Here is a 15,997-nt window from a genome sequence, read left to right as displayed (position 1 = left end):
ACCTTAAAAGAATCTGAAGCAAACCTGCTTTATGCCGCACGTTTTGCTAAGAAAGATTTACAAATGCATAAAATGCAGACAGGAATATATTGAAAAAATGACGAGGATGACAGCAGTATTTCATGCCGCCCCCACATAACTGCGTGAGGGCGGCTTTCTTTTGGCGTTAGCCGGTGTTGCGCATACCGGCGGCGACGCCCGCAATCGTGACCATCAACGCCTGTTCGACGCGAGGATCGGGCGATTTGCCCTGCTCTTCAGTCAGACGGGAACGATACAGCAACTCGGCCTGCAACACGTTTAATGGATCGGTATAAACGTTTCTTAACTGAATGGACTCCGCAATCCACGGTAAGTCGGCCATCAGGTGCGAATCGTTGGCAATCGCCAGCACCACTTTAATGTCTTCTTCCAGCAGGTCTCGTAGCTCTTTGCCCAGCGGCCATAGCGTTTTCGCCACCAGACGCTGATCGTAATAGTCGGCCAGCCACAGGTCGGCTTTCGAGAATACCATTTCCAGCATCCCAAGACGCGTGGAGAAGAACGGCCAGTCGCGGCACATGGCTTCCAGTTCGCTTTGTTTACCGTCTTCCACCACTTTTTGCAGCGCAGTACCCGCGCCCAGCCAGGCTGGCAGCATCAGGCGGTTTTGCGTCCAGGCGAAGATCCACGGAATCGCGCGCAGCGATTCGACGCCGCCAGTTGGACGACGTTTCGCCGGACGTGAGCCGAGCGGCAATTTGCCCAGCTCTTGTTCCGGCGTCGCGGAGCGGAAGTACGGTACAAAGTCTTTATTTTCGCGCACGTAGCCGCGGTAGGTTTCACAGGAGATGACGGAAAGCTCATCCATAATATGACGCCAGCTGTCTTTCGGTTCCGGCGGCGGCAGCAGGTTTGCTTCCAGAATTGCGCTGGTGTAGAGCGACAGGCTGCTGACGGTGACTTCCGGCAGGCCGTATTTGAAGCGGATCATCTCGCCCTGCTCGGTCACGCGCAGGCCGCCTTTCAGACTGCCTGGCGGTTGCGAAAGCAGCGCCGCGTGGGCTGGCGCGCCGCCACGGCCAATAGAGCCGCCGCGGCCGTGGAAGAGGGTGAGCTCGATGCCAGCTTTTTCACAAGTTTTGATCAGGGCGTCCTGCGCCTGATACTGCGCCCATGACGCGGCCATAACGCCGGCGTCTTTCGCCGAGTCGGAGTAGCCGATCATGACCATCTGCTTACCCTGAATCAGCCCGCGATACCAGTCGATATTCAACAACTGGGTCATCACGTCGTCGGCGTTGTTCAGGTCGTCGAGGGTTTCAAACAGCGGCGCGACCGGCATGGCAAAGCCGATACCAGCCTCTTTCAGCAGCAGATGCACAGCCAGCACATCAGACGGCGTTTTCGCCATTGAAATTACGTAGGCGGCGATCGACCCTTTTGGCGCTTCGGCAATAACCTTGCAGGTTTCAAGCACTTCGCGGGTATCGTTGCTCGGCTCCCAGTTACGCGGCAGCAGCGGACGTTTGGAGTTCAGCTCGCGGATCAGGAAGGCCTGCTTGTCGGCTTCCGACCAGCTTTCGTAGTCGCCAATACCAAGGTAGCGGGTAATTTCGCCCAGCGCTTCGGTATGGCGGGTGCTCTCCTGACGGATATCAATGCGCACCAGCGGTACGCCGAAACACTTCACGCGGCGGAGCGTGTCGAGTAACTCGCCGTTGGCGATAATGCCCATGCCGCAGGCCTGTAACGACTGGTAGCAGGCGTACAGAGGTTCCCAGAGCTGCTCGTTTTGCGTCAGCAGGCCAGCCGGTTTGGGCAGCTTCTCGCCTTTCAGACGCGCTTCCAGCCAGGACTGGGTCGCCATCAGACGGGCGCGCAATTTTTTCATGAGGTAGCGATACGGCTCAGACGCGCCTTCTTCGCCCACTAACGCCAGCAGCTCCGGCGTGGCGTCGACCATCGACAGTTCTGATACCAGAACATGAATGTCTTTCAGGAACAGATCGGTGGCTTTCCAGCGGCTTAACAAGAGCACGTGGCGGGTGATATCCGCCGTCACGTTCGGGTTGCCGTCACGGTCGCCGCCCATCCAGGAGGTAAAACGTACCGGCACAAAATCCACCGGCAATTTGTAGCCGAGATTTTCTTCCAGCTGTTCGTTCAGTTCACGCAGATAGTTAGGTACGCCCTGCCACAGGCTGTTCTCAACCACGGCGAAGCCCCATTTGGCTTCATCCACCGGGCTTGGACGCTGCTTGCGGATCTCATCCGTATGCCAGGATTGGGCAATCAACTGGCGCAGGCGACGCATCACCTGGTGGCGTTCGTAGTCGGCGATATCGGTATTATCAAGCTGTTTCAGACAGTTGTTGATTTCACCCATCTTGTGAATAAGCGTACGGCGGGTAATTTCTGTCGGGTGGGCGGTTAGCACCAACTCCAAAGACAGCGACTCTACCGCTTTTTTGATGGTTGCGTCGTTGAGGTCCGGTTGGTTTTTCAGTTTACGCAGAGTGCGGGCAATCACTTCCGGGTTGCTGGCGGCTTCGCCTTTTGGCGAAATGCTGTGGTATTGCTCGGCAGTATTGGCCAGGTTCAGGAACTGACTAAACGCGCGCGCAACTGGCAGCAGCTCGTCATTAGACAAATTTTGTAGCGTGGTGAGCAGCTCCTGGCGATTAGCTTCATTGCCGGCGCGTGAAGATTTGGATAGCTTACGGATTGTTTCTACGCGATCAAGAATGTGTTCTCCCAGCGCATCCTTGATGGTTTCTCCCAGCACCTTGCCGAGCATACTGACATTACTACGCAACGCGGAATATTGTTCGTTCATATGATCCCAGACACCCCATCTCTGTTGTAATTGTCCTGCATCTTTCACGCTGCGGCGGCGTTGGCTGCGCTCTCCCACCCAGGTCACTTACTTATGTAAGCTCCCTGGGATGTGCTCGTTTGCCGTCTTGCCGCAACGCGAAATCTTTCGGACCAAGCTTTTTCACATCACTTCTCATCTTTATAAAGCCACGTAAAACCCGTGGCGTCAATTACTGCGAAATCGGTTCAGCAAACGAAAAAATGGCGGTAATTTATTAAAGTTAATTCGCATCGTGCCAAATAAGAAATGCTTATGAACATGTGGCGTAGAGATGCCGGATGGCGCTGCGCTTATCCGGCCTACAAGACGGGGGAGGCCCGGTAAACATCGTGTCACCGGGCAATATGCATTAATGCCAGCAAAAATGGTGTACTACCTGGGTAATCAATTCCCGGGTTGGCTTAATAAAACGCGTTTCGAGATATTCATCCGGCTGATGCGCCTGATTGATTGAGCCCGGACCAAGCACCAGCGTTGGGCATAATGTCTGCATAAACGGCGCTTCAGTACAGTAGTTCACCACGTCGGTTTTTGTTCCCAACAGTTTTTCTACTACTTCAACCAGTTGGTGGTCCGGTGGACACTCATAACCTGGAATCGGCGGATGTAATTCCGCCACCGTCAGGCGGCCCGGCCAGCGTTCGCTTACCGGAGCCAGCGCGTCGTTAAGCAGTCCATTAAGGTCGTTTAACGTCATGCCCGGCAGTGGACGAATATCCATATGCAATTCGCAGCAGGCGCAGATACGGTTTGAGGCATCGCCGCCGTGGATATGGCCCAGATTCAGCGTTGGATACGGAACGGTAAACGCCTCGTAGTGATACCGCGCTTTCAGCGAGTCACGCAGTTGCATGATATGGCCAATCGCATCGTGCATCAGTTCAATGGCGTTAACCCCACGCGCCGGGTCGCTGGAATGACCGGACTGCCCCAGGACGCGAACGACATTAGAGATATGCCCTTTGTGCGCGCGTATCGGTTGCAACGACGTCGGTTCGCCAATGATCGCGCAGTCCGGACGTAATGCCGTGGTTTCGGAAAAATAACGCGCCCCCGCCATGCTGGTCTCTTCATCGGCGGTCGCCAGAATGTAGAGCGGCTTTTTCAACTTTGTGACGTCAACGTCACGTAGCGCGTCCAGAATAAAAGCGAAGAAGCCTTTCATATCCGCAGTGCCCAGGCCATAGAGCTTATTGTCATGCTCGGTCAGCGTGAACGGGTCGCGCGTCCAGCGTCCGTCATCAAAGGGAACCGTGTCGGTATGGCCGGTCAGCAGCAAACCGCCCGCGCCATGTCCGGTGCTGGCGAGCATATTAAATTTGTTTCGCGTTCCTGGAACCGGTTGAACCTCTACGTTGAAACCAAGATCGCTGAACCAGCCTGCAAGCAAAGTGATTAAAGACGCATTACTTTGATCCAGGGATTCTTCGGTTGCGCTTATCGACGGTGTGGCAATCAGAGCGCGGTAAATCTCGATAAATGGCGGTAAAACGTTTTTCATTGTTGACACACCTCAGGTCATGATAGTATCAATATTCATGCATTAATTATGAATAAAAATACATTAACGTTGAGCATAAAGGAACCCGATGTTGAATACGCTGATTGTAGGCGCTAGCGGTTATGCGGGCGCAGAGCTTGTAAGCTACGTAAATCGCCACCCACATATGACCATAACCGCTTTGACCGTCTCAGCGCAAAGCAATGATGCAGGAAAGTTAATTTCTGATTTACATCCGCAGTTAAAAGGGATTGTCGACCTGCCATTGCAACCGATGTCGGATGTACGTGACTTTAGCGCAGATGTTGATGTGGTGTTCCTGGCGACAGCGCATGAAGTGAGCCACGATCTGGCGCCGCAATTTTTACAGGCCGGATGCGTCGTATTCGATCTTTCCGGCGCGTTTCGGGTAAACGATCGCGCCTTCTATGAAAAGTACTACGGATTTACTCATCAGTATCCTGAGCTGCTGGAGCAGGCGGTGTACGGTCTGGCGGAGTGGAATGCCGATAAACTGAACACGGCGAATCTGATTGCGGTTCCTGGTTGCTATCCAACCGCAGCGCAGTTGTCGCTAAAACCGCTGATTGACGGCGGGCTTCTGGATCTGACGCAGTGGCCGGTAATTAATGCCACCAGCGGGGTGAGCGGCGCGGGGCGCAAAGCGGCAATATCGAACAGTTTCTGTGAAGTGAGTTTGCAACCGTATGGCGTGTTTACGCATCGTCATCAGCCGGAAATCGCCGCCCATCTGGGCGCGGAGGTCATCTTCACCCCGCATCTGGGGAATTTTCCGCGCGGGATTCTGGAAACCATTACCTGCCGCCTGAAAGCGGGAGTAACCCATGCGCAGGTCGCCGACGTGTTGCAAAAAGCCTATGGCGACAAACCGCTGGTGCGCCTGTATGACAAAGGCGTTCCGGCGTTAAAGAACGTCGTCGGGCTGCCGTTCTGCGATATTGGTTTTGCCGTCCAGGGCGAACATCTGATTGTGGTGGCAACCGAAGACAACTTGTTGAAAGGCGCAGCGGCGCAGGCGGTGCAGTGCGCTAATATTCGTTTTGGCTTCGCTGAAACGCAGTCTCTTATTTAAGGGTGAAATGATGAATCCATTAATTATCAAGCTGGGTGGCGTATTACTGGATAGCGAAGAGGCTCTGGAACGTCTTTTTACCGCGCTGGTCAACTATCGTGAGTCCCATCAGCGTCCGCTGGTGATTGTTCACGGCGGCGGTTGCGTGGTGGATGAGCTGATGAAAGGGCTTAATTTGCCAGTGAAAAAGAAAGACGGCCTGCGCGTGACGCCTGCCGATCAGATTGGCATCATTACCGGCGCGCTGGCGGGAACCGCTAACAAGACTCTGCTGGCCTGGGCGAAGAAACACCATATCGCCTCTGTTGGTCTGTTTCTGGGCGATGGCGACAGCGTAAACGTGACCCAACTCGATGAAGCGTTAGGCCACGTCGGGCTGGCGCAGCCGGGGTCGCCGAAGCTGATTAACATGCTGCTGGAAAACGGCTTTCTGCCGGTGGTCAGCTCCATTGGCGTAACAGACGACGGCCAACTGATGAACGTCAACGCCGATCAGGCGGCAACCGCGCTGGCGGCGACGCTGGGGGCCGATCTGATCCTGCTTTCCGACGTGAGCGGTATTCTGGACGGCAAAGGCCAGCGTATCGCCGAAATGACGGCGTCCAAAGCCGAGCAGCTTATCGACCAGGGCATTATTACCGACGGGATGATTGTGAAAGTGAATGCGGCTCTCGATGCTGCGCGGGCGCTGGGTCGCCCGGTGGATATTGCTTCCTGGCGTCATGCGGAACAATTGCCTGCACTGTTTAACGGCACGCCGATTGGCACGCGTATTCTGGCTTAAGTATTTGTTCGCCCGATGGCGGCTGCGCCTTATCGGGCCTACGTGAACAGAAATTATAGGCCGGATAAGCGTAGCGCCATCCGGCAGTGAAATTCGAAGAATTTAAGGAAGTCTATTATGGCACTTTGGGGTGGGCGTTTTACACAGGCGGCAGACCAGCGGTTTAAACAATTCAATGATTCGTTGCGCTTCGATTACCGTCTGGCGGAGCAGGATATTGTCGGTTCTGTGGCCTGGTCCAAAGCATTGGTCACGGTAGGCGTACTGACTGCCGATGAGCAACGACAGTTGGAAGAAGCGCTGAACGTGCTGCTGGAAGAGGTTCGCGCGAATCCGCAGCAAATCCTGCAAAGCGATGCGGAAGATATCCATAGCTGGGTGGAAGGTAAGCTCATCGACAAAGTGGGTCAGTTGGGTAAAAAGCTGCACACCGGACGCAGCCGTAACGATCAGGTGGCGACGGACCTGAAACTGTGGTGCAAAGAGACGGTGAGGGAACTGCTTACCGCTAACCGCCAGCTACAGAGCGCGCTGGTGGAAACCGCGCAGGCGAACCAGGACGCGGTAATGCCGGGATATACCCATCTGCAACGCGCGCAGCCAGTGACTTTCGCCCACTGGTGTCTCGCGTATGTCGAAATGCTGGCGCGCGATGAAAGCCGCCTGCAGGACACGCTTAAACGTCTGGACGTGAGTCCGCTAGGTTGCGGCGCGTTGGCGGGAACGGCCTATGAAATTGACCGTGAACAATTGGCAGGCTGGCTGGGCTTTGCGTCTGCGACCCGCAACAGCCTGGACAGCGTGTCCGATCGTGACCACGTACTGGAACTGCTTTCTGATGCGGCTATCGGCATGGTGCATCTGTCACGCTTCGCGGAAGATCTGATTTTCTTTAATTCTGGTGAAGCGGGTTTTGTAGAGCTTTCTGACCGCGTGACTTCCGGTTCATCGTTAATGCCGCAGAAGAAAAACCCGGACGCGCTGGAGCTGATTCGCGGTAAGTGCGGTCGCGTACAAGGGGCGCTAACCGGCATGATGATGACCTTAAAAGGTCTGCCGCTGGCGTATAACAAAGATATGCAGGAAGACAAAGAAGGGCTGTTCGATGCGCTCGATACCTGGCTTGACTGCCTGCATATGGCGGCGTTGGTGCTGGACGGTATTCAGGTGAAACGCCCACGTTGTCAGGACGCGGCGCAACAGGGGTATGCCAACGCCACGGAGCTGGCGGATTACCTGGTCGCGAAAGGCGTGCCGTTCCGCGAAGCGCACCATATTGTCGGCGAAGCGGTGGTAGAAGCTATTCGCCAGGGTAAGCCGCTGGAAGCGTTGCCGCTGGCCGATTTACAGAAATTCAGCCGCGTGATTGGCGACGATGTGTATCCGATATTGTCTTTGCAGTCGTGTCTGGATAAACGGGCGGCAAAAGGCGGCGTTTCTCCACAGCAGGTGGCGCAGGCCATCGACGATGCCAGGGCGCGCCTCGCGTTGTAGGCCTTATAAGCGTAGCGCCATCAGGTAATACTGCCCGGCCGAGCATCAGCGACGCCGGGCTTTTTTACGCAAAAAAAAGCGGACCAGAGGTCCGCAAAAGTTCACGTTGGCTTTAGTTATTTCGGGTTCGAGAGATACCCTCTAAACGGGCGGTGTCTTCAAGGGTTAAACGAGAAACCGCTCCGTTCTGTGATGTATTATTAATCAGAAAGGTTGATAGGGATAATCGTTCGTTGCTATGCTACCTATCGCCATGAACTATCGTGGCGACGGAGGATGAATAATGAATATTCGTGATCTTGAATATCTGGTGGCGTTAGCCGAACATCGCCATTTCCGGCGAGCGGCGGACTCCTGTCACGTCAGCCAGCCAACCCTTAGTGGGCAAATACGTAAGCTGGAAGATGAGCTGGGCGTTATGCTGCTGGAGCGTACGAGCCGTAAGGTGCTGTTTACCCAGGCGGGCTTACTGCTGGTGGATCAGGCGCGTACCGTACTGCGTGAGGTCAAGGTGCTCAAGGAGATGGCAAGCCAACAAGGCGAGACGATGTCCGGCCCGCTGCATATTGGTTTAATCCCAACAATTGGTCCCTATTTGCTGCCGCTTATCATTCCAATGTTGCACCAGACTTTCCCGAAGCTGGAAATGTATCTGCATGAGGCGCAAACGCACCAGCTGTTAGCGCAACTCGATAGCGGCAAGCTTGACTGCGCTATTCTGGCGCTGGTGAAAGAGAGCGAGGCGTTTATCGAAGTGCCGCTGTTTGATGAGCCCATGATGCTGGCTATTTATGAGGATCATCCGTGGGCGAATCGCGATCGCGTGCCGATGTCCGATCTGGCGGGCGAGAAATTGCTGATGCTGGAAGATGGCCACTGTCTGCGCGATCAGGCGATGGGGTTCTGTTTTGAAGCGGGAGCGGATGAAGATACCCATTTCCGGGCGACCAGTCTGGAAACGCTGCGCAACATGGTAGCGGCGGGCAGTGGTATTACACTACTTCCCGCGCTGGCCGTACCGCAGGAGCGTAAGCGCGACGGCGTGGTTTATCTGCCATGCATTAAGCCGGAGCCGCGTCGTACCGTGGGGCTGGTTTATCGCCCGGGATCGCCGCTGCGTAGCCGTTATGAGCAACTGGCAGAGGCCATCCGTGGCGCAATGGATGGCCATTTCGACAAGGCGTTAAAACAGGCGGTTTAAGCCGTTCAACGCCGCAACCCGATAAGCTTCCGCCATGGTTGGGTAGTTAAAGGTGGTGTTAACGAAGTATTCGATGGTGTTACCGCCACCTTTCTGCTCCATGATCGCCTGGCCGATATGAATAATTTCGGCGGCGCGTTCGCCAAAGCAGTGAATCCCCAGAATTTCTTTGGTTTCGCGGTGGAAGAGAATTTTTAGCGTGCCGACGTTCATGCCGACGATTTGCGCTCGCGCCAGATGCTTAAATTGCGCGCGGCCCACTTCGTAAGGCACTTTCATTGCCGTTAACTGCTGCTCGGTTTTGCCGACAGAACTGATTTCCGGAATGGTATAAATCCCGGTGGGGATATCTTCGATGAGATGCGCGGTCGCTTCGCCTTTCACCAGCGCCTGCGCTGCAATACGCCCCTGATCGTAGGCGGCGGAGGCCAGACTGGGATAGCCAATCACGTCGCCCACCGCATAGACGTGCGGCAGGGCGGTCTGGTACATACTGTTGACTTTGAGCTGTCCACGGCTGTCTGTTTCCAGACCAATATTCTCCAGCGCCAGCGAATCGGTGTTACCGGTACGGCCATTAGCATAAAGCAGGCAGTCAGCCTTCAGTTTTTTGCCGGATTTCAGGTGCATGATGACGCCATCATCGCAGCCTTCGATTTTCTCATACTCTTCATTGTGGCGAATAACCACGCCGCTATTCCAGAAATGGTAAGAGAGAGAGTCGGACATCTCCTGATCGAGAAAGGCCAGCAGGCGATCGCGGGTGTTGATCAGATCCACTTTCACATCCATACCGCGGAAGATGGACGCATATTCGCAGCCGATAACGCCGGCGCCGTAAATAATAACGTGGCGCGGCTCATGGTGGAGACTCAGGATTGAGTCGCTGTCATAAATGCGCGGATGCGAGAAATCCACATCACTGGGATGGTAAGGACGCGAACCACAGGCAATAACAAATTTTTCTGCCGTCAGGGTTTCAACCGTGCCGTCATGGCATTCCAGCGCCAGGGTATGTTCGTCAATAAAATGGGCGTTGCCCTGCAATATTTCACAGTGGTTACGCTCATAAAACCCCTGACGCATACGCGTTTGTTGATTAATCACGTTATCGGCATGATTAAGGATGTCGGCGAAAGAAGAACGAAGGAGACGGGAGTGGTCGCTATAGAGCGGGTTTTGATTAAATTCAATAATGCGGCTGACGGCGTGGCGAAGGGCTTTGGATGGGATGGTGCCCCAGTGGGTACATCCGCCGCCAACGTTATGATAACGCTCAATCACCGCGACGCGTGCTCCTTGCTTAACCAGACCCATTGCAGCGCCTTCACCGCCGGGGCCTGACCCTATGACGACTGCATCATAATCCCAGGAATGTGGCATGGTATTACTCACCTGTTTTTATACATAAAATAAACACGATGATAACATTTGCCCAGCTTTAACCCAATTATCGTTGTGCTTTTTTGCGAAGCCGGAGCACAAACTGTCTGTAAACAATCATTCACAATCCAGTGTGAACCCGTTACTTTTATTCTCTGGTATAGTGCCGAATAAGGCATATGGAAGGATTCAGACATTGTGATGGGTGTTAGAGCGCAACAAAAAGAAAAAACCCGGCGTTCGCTGGTGGAAGCCGCATTCAGCCAACTGAGCGCTGAGCGGAGTTTTGCCAGCCTGAGTTTGCGTGAGGTGGCGCGTGAAGCGGGCATTGCGCCAACGTCGTTTTACCGTCATTTTCGCGATGTCGATGAACTCGGTCTGACGATGGTGGATGAAAGCGGTCTGATGCTGCGTCAGTTGATGCGTCAGGCGCGACAGCGCATCGCGAAAGGCGGCAGCGTCATTCGCACGTCGGTCTCCACATTTATGGAGTTTATCGGCAACAACCCCAACGCCTTCCGTCTGTTGTTGCGCGAGCGTTCCGGCACTTCAGCGGCGTTTCGTGCCGCCGTCGCGCGGGAGATTCAGCATTTTATTGCGGAACTTGCCGACTATCTGGAACTCGAAAACCATATGCCGCGCGCGTTTACTGAAGCCCAGGCCGAAGCGATGGTGACTATTGTCTTTAGCGCGGGCGCAGAGGCGTTGGACATCGGCGCTGAACAGCGTCGGCAATTAGAAGAGCGGCTGGTATTGCAACTGCGCATGATTGCGAAAGGGGCGTATTACTGGTATCGCCGTGAGCAAGAGAAAATAGCACATCATTCCGAATAACGTGAAGGACGAGTAATGAAACAGTCAGGTCAAGATAAAGGTACGCTGTTGCTGGCGCTCATCGCTGGCTTATCGATTAACGGCACATTCGCGGCGCTGTTTAGCGCTATTGTGCCGTTCTCCGTATTCCCGGTTATCTCGCTGGTGCTGACGGTATATTGTCTGCATCAGCGCTACCAAAATCGTACTATGCCGGTAGGTTTGCCGGGGTTGGCCGCCGCCTGTTTCATTCTTGGCGTTTTACTGTATAGCACCGTGGTGCGTGCAGAATATCCGGATATTGGCTCTAATTTCTTCCCGGCGGTGCTGTCGGTGATTCTGGTATTCTGGATTGGCTTTAAACTGCGTAACCGCAAGCAGGACACCGCGGAATAGTGTGCGAATGCCGGATGGCGGTATAACCGGCCATCCGACGTACATTTTACCTTGCGGTGAGTAATACCCCGCATTCCATATGATGCGTATACGGGAACTGATCGAATAGCGCCAGGCGAGACACCGTGTGCGTCTGGCTTAACGTTTCCAGGTTTTTGCACAACGTTTCCGGATTGCAGGAAATGTACAGAATACGTGGATAAGCCTGCACCATTTTTTCCGTTTCGCTGTCCAGACCGCTGCGCGGCGGATCGACAAAAATGGTTTCGCACTGATAGCGCTTCAGGTCGATCCCCTGCAGGCGGTTAAACTCACGAACGCCATTCATCGCCTGGGTAAACTCTTCCGCCGCCATGCGAATAATTTGCACATTATCAATATGATTAGCGGCAATATTGTACTGTGCGGCAGCGACGGACGGTTTGGCGATTTCGGTTGCCAGCACGCGGTTAAAATTGCGCGCCAGCGCTAAAGAAAAATTGCCGTTGCCGCAATACAACTCAAGCAGATCGCCTTTTGAGTCTTTCGTCACCTCCAGCGCCCACTCTAACATCTGAATATTCATGGCGGCGTTTGGCTGCGTAAAGCTGTTTTCGACCTGGCGGTAGATCATCTCTTTACCTGCCACAGGCAGACGCTCATCAATATAATCCTGATCCAATTCGATTTTAGTTTTAGTGGCCCGGCCAATCAGGTGTACGTTCAGACCTTGCGCGCGTAAAGCATCGCGTAACGCAGTGGCGGCTTCACGCCACTCTTCGTCCAGCTTCTTATGGTACAGCAACGACACTACCGCCTGGTTGCTCAAGGTCGTGAGATAATCGATCTGGAACAGCTTATGCCGCAGTGCATGATTATCGCGCACGCCGGCAATCATCGCCTTCATTAAGGTATTAATCAGTTGGCTGGCCGCCGGGAAGGTGTCAACGCGAATGCGGCTTTTGGTCTGCTGATCAAACATAATGTGGTACAGGTCATCGCCGTCATGCCACAGGCGAAATTCCGCACGCATACGATAGTGACTGACCGGCGAGCGAAATACTTCCGGAACCAGGCCAGAAAACGGCGCCATCATACTCTGCAAGCGCGCCACTTTTTCGGCCAGCTGCGCCTCATACTGTTCTGTCGGAAGATGTTCGGGGGTCATATCGCATCCTGAATAATAAAAGTACGCGGGGATTGTAGGGATTGCTCAGTGGATGTCCAGCTATTGATGATTTCTGATTTGTGATGCGCGGTCTGGACAGGGTGTTGTGACAGACGGTAGCATCCGTGGGCCGGTCCTGTGAGTTAATAGGGAATCCAGTGAAAATCTGGAGCTGACGCGCAGCGGTAAGGAAAGGTGAGATGAGAGCGTAAGCAGACACTGCCTCCGGCGGGAAGTCATCATTTCTGCTATCCAGTCAACGGATAACCCTCCAAGCCCGAAGACCTGCCGGCTAACGTCGCATCTGGTTTTTCATCATCGCGTACTATCGATGAAGCCTGCGGCATCCTTCTTATATTGTGGATGCTTTACAATGATTAAAAAAGCTACGCTGCTGACGGCGTTCTCCGTCACGGCCTTTTCCGCTTGGGCGCAGGACACTAGCCCGGATACCCTGGTTGTCACCGCCAACCGTTTTCAGCAGCCGCGCAGCGCGGTTCTGGCGCCCGTTACCATCGTGACGCGTCAGGATATTGAACGCTGGCAATCGACCTCCGTAAATGATGTTCTGCGCCGTTTGCCTGGCGTCGATATTGCGCAGAGCGGCGGCGCCGGACAAAACTCCTCCATTTTCATTCGCGGCACCAACTCCAGCCATGTACTGGTATTGATTGACGGCGTGCGTCTGAATTTAGCAGGCGTGAGCGGGTCCGCCGATCTCAGCCAGTTCCCGGTGTCGCTGGTACAGCGCATTGAATATATTCGCGGTCCGCGTTCCGCTATTTATGGTTCCGATGCTATCGGCGGCGTAGTGAATATCATTACGACGCGCGATAACCCAGGCACAGAATTAACCGCTGGATGGGGAAGCAATAGCTACCAGAATTACGACATCTCGACGCAACAGCAACTTGGCGAAAACACGCGGGCGACGTTGATCGGCGATTACGAATACACCAAAGGGTTTGACGTGGTAGCGAAAGGCGGTACCGGGATGCAGGCGCAGCCTGACCGGGACGGCTTTTTGAGTAAAACGCTTTATGGCGCGTTAGAGCATACTTTTTCTGATCGCTGGAGCGGATTCGTGCGTGGTTATGGCTACGATAACCGTACCGATTACGACGCTTATTACTCGCCGGGCTCGCCGCTGATTGATACACGCAAACTTTATAGCCAAAGCTGGGACGCCGGGCTGCGCTTTAATGGCGAACGTATTCAGTCTCAGCTGGTTTCAAGCTATAGCCACAGTAAAGATTACAACTATGATCCGCACTATGGCCGGTATGATACCTCCGCCACGCTGGATGAGATGAAACAGTACAATGTTCAATGGACCAACAGTGTGGTCGTGGGGCACGGTAATGTTGGGGCGGGCGTAGACTGGCAGAAACAGACTACCACGCCAGGTACCGGCTATGTGCCCGAGGGATATGACCAGCGTAATACCGGGGTTTACCTGACAGGATTACAACAGTTGGGTGACTTCACTCTGGAAGCGGCGGCGCGCAGTGATGACAACTCCCAGTTTGGCCGTCATGGTACATGGCAAACCAGCGCAGGATGGGAGTTTATAGAAGGTTATCGCTTTATTGCCTCCTACGGAACCTCCTACAAAGCGCCTAATTTGGGCCAACTGTATGGTTATTACGGTAATCCGAACCTGAATCCTGAAAAGAGTAAACAGTGGGAAGGCGCATTTGAAGGGCTAACCGCTGGCGTCAGCTGGCGTATTTCAGGTTATCGTAACGATATTAATGACATGATCGATTATGACGATCATCTGCAAAAATATTACAACGAAGGTAAGGCGCGCATTAAAGGTATTGAGGCGACGGCGAATTTCGATACCGGACCGTTAACGCATACGGTCAGTTACGATTACGTTGATGCGCGTAATGCGATTACCGATACGCCATTACCGCGGCGTTCCAAACAGATGGCAAAATATCAACTTGACTGGGACGTTTACGATTTTGACTGGGGGGTGACATATCAATACCTTGGTTCCCGCTATGATTCGGACTACTCCGCTTACCCATACCGGACAGTAAAAATGGGCGGCGTCAGTTTATGGGATCTTACGGTTGCATATCCGGTCACCTCACATCTGACAGTTCGTGGTAAAATAGCCAACCTGTTCGACAAAGATTACGAGACAGTTTATGGCTACCAAACTGCAGGACGAGAATACACCTTGTCTGGCAGCTACACCTTCTGAACCACGTCCCACCGTGCTGGTATTTGATTCCGGCGTCGGTGGATTGTCGGTCTATGATGAGATTCGGCGGCTCCTGCCGGATCTCCACTATATATATGCTTTCGATAACGTGGCTTTCCCCTACGGGGAAAAGAGCGAAACGTTTATCGTTGAGCGCGTTGTCGAGATTGTGACCGCGGTACAGCAGCGCTATCCCCTTTCACTGGCGGTGATTGCCTGTAATACCGCCAGTACGGTCTCACTTCCCGCATTACGTGAAAAGTTTGTCTTCCCGGTGGTGGGCGTTGTGCCTGCGATTAAACCAGCGGCGCGGCTGACCGCAAATGGCGTCGTCGGGCTACTGGCGACGAGAGCCACGGTCAAACGTCCTTATACTCACGAGCTGATTGCGCGCTTCGCTAATGAATGTCAGATAGCGATGTTGGGGTCGGCAGAACTGGTGGAACTGGCGGAAGCTAAACTACATGGCGACTCGGTATCGCTGGAAGAGCTGCGCCGCATATTACGCCCATGGCTACGAATGCCGGAGCCGCCTGACACGGTCGTTCTGGGGTGTACGCATTTCCCTCTATTACGGGACGAGCTTTTGCAAGTCCTGCCTGAAGGGACGAGGTTAGTGGATTCCGGCGCGGCGATAGCGCGTCGTACAGCCTGGCTGTTGGAACATGAAGCGCCGGATGCGAAATCAACCGATGCCAATATTGCTTATTGCATGGCAATGACGCCAGGAGCTGAACAATTATTACCCGTTTTACAGCGTTATGGCTTTGAAACGCTCGAAAAACTGCCGGTTTAATGGCGTTTTGGGTAAATACCAGGCACTTGAGAAATTATTTTAAATTTCCTCTTGTCAGGCAGAAATAACTCCCTATAATGCGCCACCACTGACACGGAACAACGGCACACAGGCCGCCGGGTCAGCGGGGTTCAGACCAGAACCTCACGGAGAAAAGCGAAAATAATCGCTTGACTCTGAAGCGGGAAAGCGTAATATGCACACCCCGCGCCGCTGAGAAAAAGCGAAGCGGCACTGCTCTTTAACAATTTATCAGACAATCTGTGTGGGCACTCGAAGATACGGATTCTTAACGTCCTCGGACGAAAAAT

12 protein-coding genes and 1 riboswitch are annotated in these 15,997 nt (G+C 53.8%); of the genes, 8 read left to right on the top strand and 4 right to left on the bottom strand.

Translation table 11 applies throughout. The features are described 5' to 3' along the window. Positions 1–166: 166 nt before the first annotated feature. On the bottom strand, positions 167–2,818 hold the full coding sequence (ppc, locus tag ACLJPQ_RS19690; RefSeq protein ID WP_001005548.1) for a phosphoenolpyruvate carboxylase: 2,652 nt from the start codon (positions 2,816–2,818) through the stop codon (positions 167–169). Positions 2,819–3,209: 391 nt separating this feature from the next. Continuing rightward, complete coding sequence (gene argE / locus ACLJPQ_RS19685; RefSeq protein WP_000800208.1) at positions 3,210–4,361, bottom strand: acetylornithine deacetylase; 1,152 nt, start codon at positions 4,359–4,361, stop codon at positions 3,210–3,212. A gap of 88 nt (positions 4,362–4,449) precedes the next feature. On the opposite strand from argE, the gene argC reads away from it, so the two are divergent. The 4 genes from argC (at position 4,450) to oxyR (ending at position 8,933) form a co-directional block, all read left to right on the top strand. Beyond that, positions 4,450–5,454, top strand: coding sequence for an N-acetyl-gamma-glutamyl-phosphate reductase (gene argC, locus ACLJPQ_RS19680; protein ID WP_000935332.1), 1,005 nt, complete (start codon positions 4,450–4,452; stop codon positions 5,452–5,454). A gap of 7 nt (positions 5,455–5,461) precedes the next feature. Next, positions 5,462–6,238, top strand: coding sequence for an acetylglutamate kinase (gene argB / locus ACLJPQ_RS19675; protein ID WP_001575262.1), 777 nt, complete (start codon positions 5,462–5,464; stop codon positions 6,236–6,238). 117 nt (positions 6,239–6,355) lie between these two features. Continuing rightward, complete coding sequence (argH, locus tag ACLJPQ_RS19670) at positions 6,356–7,732, top strand: argininosuccinate lyase (RefSeq protein WP_001230048.1); 1,377 nt, start codon at positions 6,356–6,358, stop codon at positions 7,730–7,732. A gap of 283 nt (positions 7,733–8,015) precedes the next feature. Next, positions 8,016–8,933, top strand: a complete 918-nt coding sequence (gene oxyR, locus ACLJPQ_RS19665; RefSeq protein WP_001025919.1) for a DNA-binding transcriptional regulator OxyR — start codon at positions 8,016–8,018, stop codon at positions 8,931–8,933. On the opposite strand, the gene sthA is transcribed toward oxyR, so the two are convergent. Next, positions 8,916–10,316, bottom strand: a complete 1,401-nt coding sequence (gene sthA, locus ACLJPQ_RS19660) for a Si-specific NAD(P)(+) transhydrogenase (RefSeq protein ID WP_001120791.1) — start codon at positions 10,314–10,316, stop codon at positions 8,916–8,918. The genes oxyR and sthA overlap by 18 nt on opposite strands. Positions 10,317–10,514: 198 nt before the next feature. Between sthA and fabR the strand changes: the two genes are divergently transcribed. Further along, positions 10,515–11,150 carry an HTH-type transcriptional repressor FabR gene (gene fabR, locus ACLJPQ_RS19655; protein ID WP_000971958.1) on the top strand — a complete coding sequence of 212 codons (636 nt, stop codon included), beginning with the start codon at positions 10,515–10,517 and terminating at the stop codon, positions 11,148–11,150. Between the two features lie 15 nt (positions 11,151–11,165). Then, positions 11,166–11,525: a YijD family membrane protein gene (locus ACLJPQ_RS19650; protein ID WP_000813838.1), complete on the top strand. Its 360-nt coding sequence runs from the start codon at positions 11,166–11,168 to the stop codon at positions 11,523–11,525. A 46-nt stretch (positions 11,526–11,571) separates the two neighbouring features. Here ACLJPQ_RS19650 and trmA read toward each other — a convergent pair whose 3' ends face one another. Beyond that, on the bottom strand, positions 11,572–12,672 hold the full coding sequence (trmA, locus tag ACLJPQ_RS19645) for a tRNA (uridine(54)-C5)-methyltransferase TrmA (RefSeq protein ID WP_000186981.1): 1,101 nt from the start codon (positions 12,670–12,672) through the stop codon (positions 11,572–11,574). A 114-nt stretch (positions 12,673–12,786) separates the two neighbouring features. Next, a riboswitch (cobalamin riboswitch) is annotated at positions 12,787–12,980 on the top strand. Between the two features lie 65 nt (positions 12,981–13,045). Here trmA and btuB point away from each other — a divergent pair. Then, positions 13,046–14,890: a TonB-dependent vitamin B12 receptor BtuB gene (gene btuB, locus ACLJPQ_RS19640; protein WP_000591403.1), complete on the top strand. Its 1,845-nt coding sequence runs from the start codon at positions 13,046–13,048 to the stop codon at positions 14,888–14,890. Next, on the top strand, positions 14,835–15,686 hold the full coding sequence (gene murI, locus ACLJPQ_RS19635; RefSeq protein ID WP_023238485.1) for a glutamate racemase: 852 nt from the start codon (positions 14,835–14,837) through the stop codon (positions 15,684–15,686). Before btuB ends, murI begins: the two co-directional genes overlap by 56 nt. Positions 15,687–15,997 lie beyond the last annotated feature (311 nt).

This window comes from Salmonella sp. SAL04213 (assembly GCF_046550535.1).
GTDB classification, from domain to species: Bacteria; Pseudomonadota; Gammaproteobacteria; order Enterobacterales; family Enterobacteriaceae; genus Salmonella; species Salmonella enterica.
This window is presented reverse-complemented; position numbering and strand designations above follow the sequence as displayed.

Coding starts and splice junctions, on each gene's coding strand:
- ACLJPQ_RS19650 (WP_000813838.1), top strand. CDS start 11,166: ATGAAACAGTCAGGTCAAGATAAAGGTACGCTGTTGCTGGCGCTCATC.
- murI (WP_023238485.1), top strand. CDS start 14,835: ATGGCTACCAAACTGCAGGACGAGAATACACCTTGTCTGGCAGCTACA.
- oxyR (WP_001025919.1), top strand. CDS start 8,016: ATGAATATTCGTGATCTTGAATATCTGGTGGCGTTAGCCGAACATCGC.
- sthA (WP_001120791.1), bottom strand. CDS start 10,316: ATGCCACATTCCTGGGATTATGATGCAGTCGTCATAGGGTCAGGCCCC.
- trmA (WP_000186981.1), bottom strand. CDS start 12,672: ATGACCCCCGAACATCTTCCGACAGAACAGTATGAGGCGCAGCTGGCC.
- ppc (WP_001005548.1), bottom strand. CDS start 2,818: ATGAACGAACAATATTCCGCGTTGCGTAGTAATGTCAGTATGCTCGGC.
- argC (WP_000935332.1), top strand. CDS start 4,450: ATGTTGAATACGCTGATTGTAGGCGCTAGCGGTTATGCGGGCGCAGAG.
- argB (WP_001575262.1), top strand. CDS start 5,462: ATGATGAATCCATTAATTATCAAGCTGGGTGGCGTATTACTGGATAGC.
- btuB (WP_000591403.1), top strand. CDS start 13,046: ATGATTAAAAAAGCTACGCTGCTGACGGCGTTCTCCGTCACGGCCTTT.
- argH (WP_001230048.1), top strand. CDS start 6,356: ATGGCACTTTGGGGTGGGCGTTTTACACAGGCGGCAGACCAGCGGTTT.
- argE (WP_000800208.1), bottom strand. CDS start 4,361: ATGAAAAACGTTTTACCGCCATTTATCGAGATTTACCGCGCTCTGATT.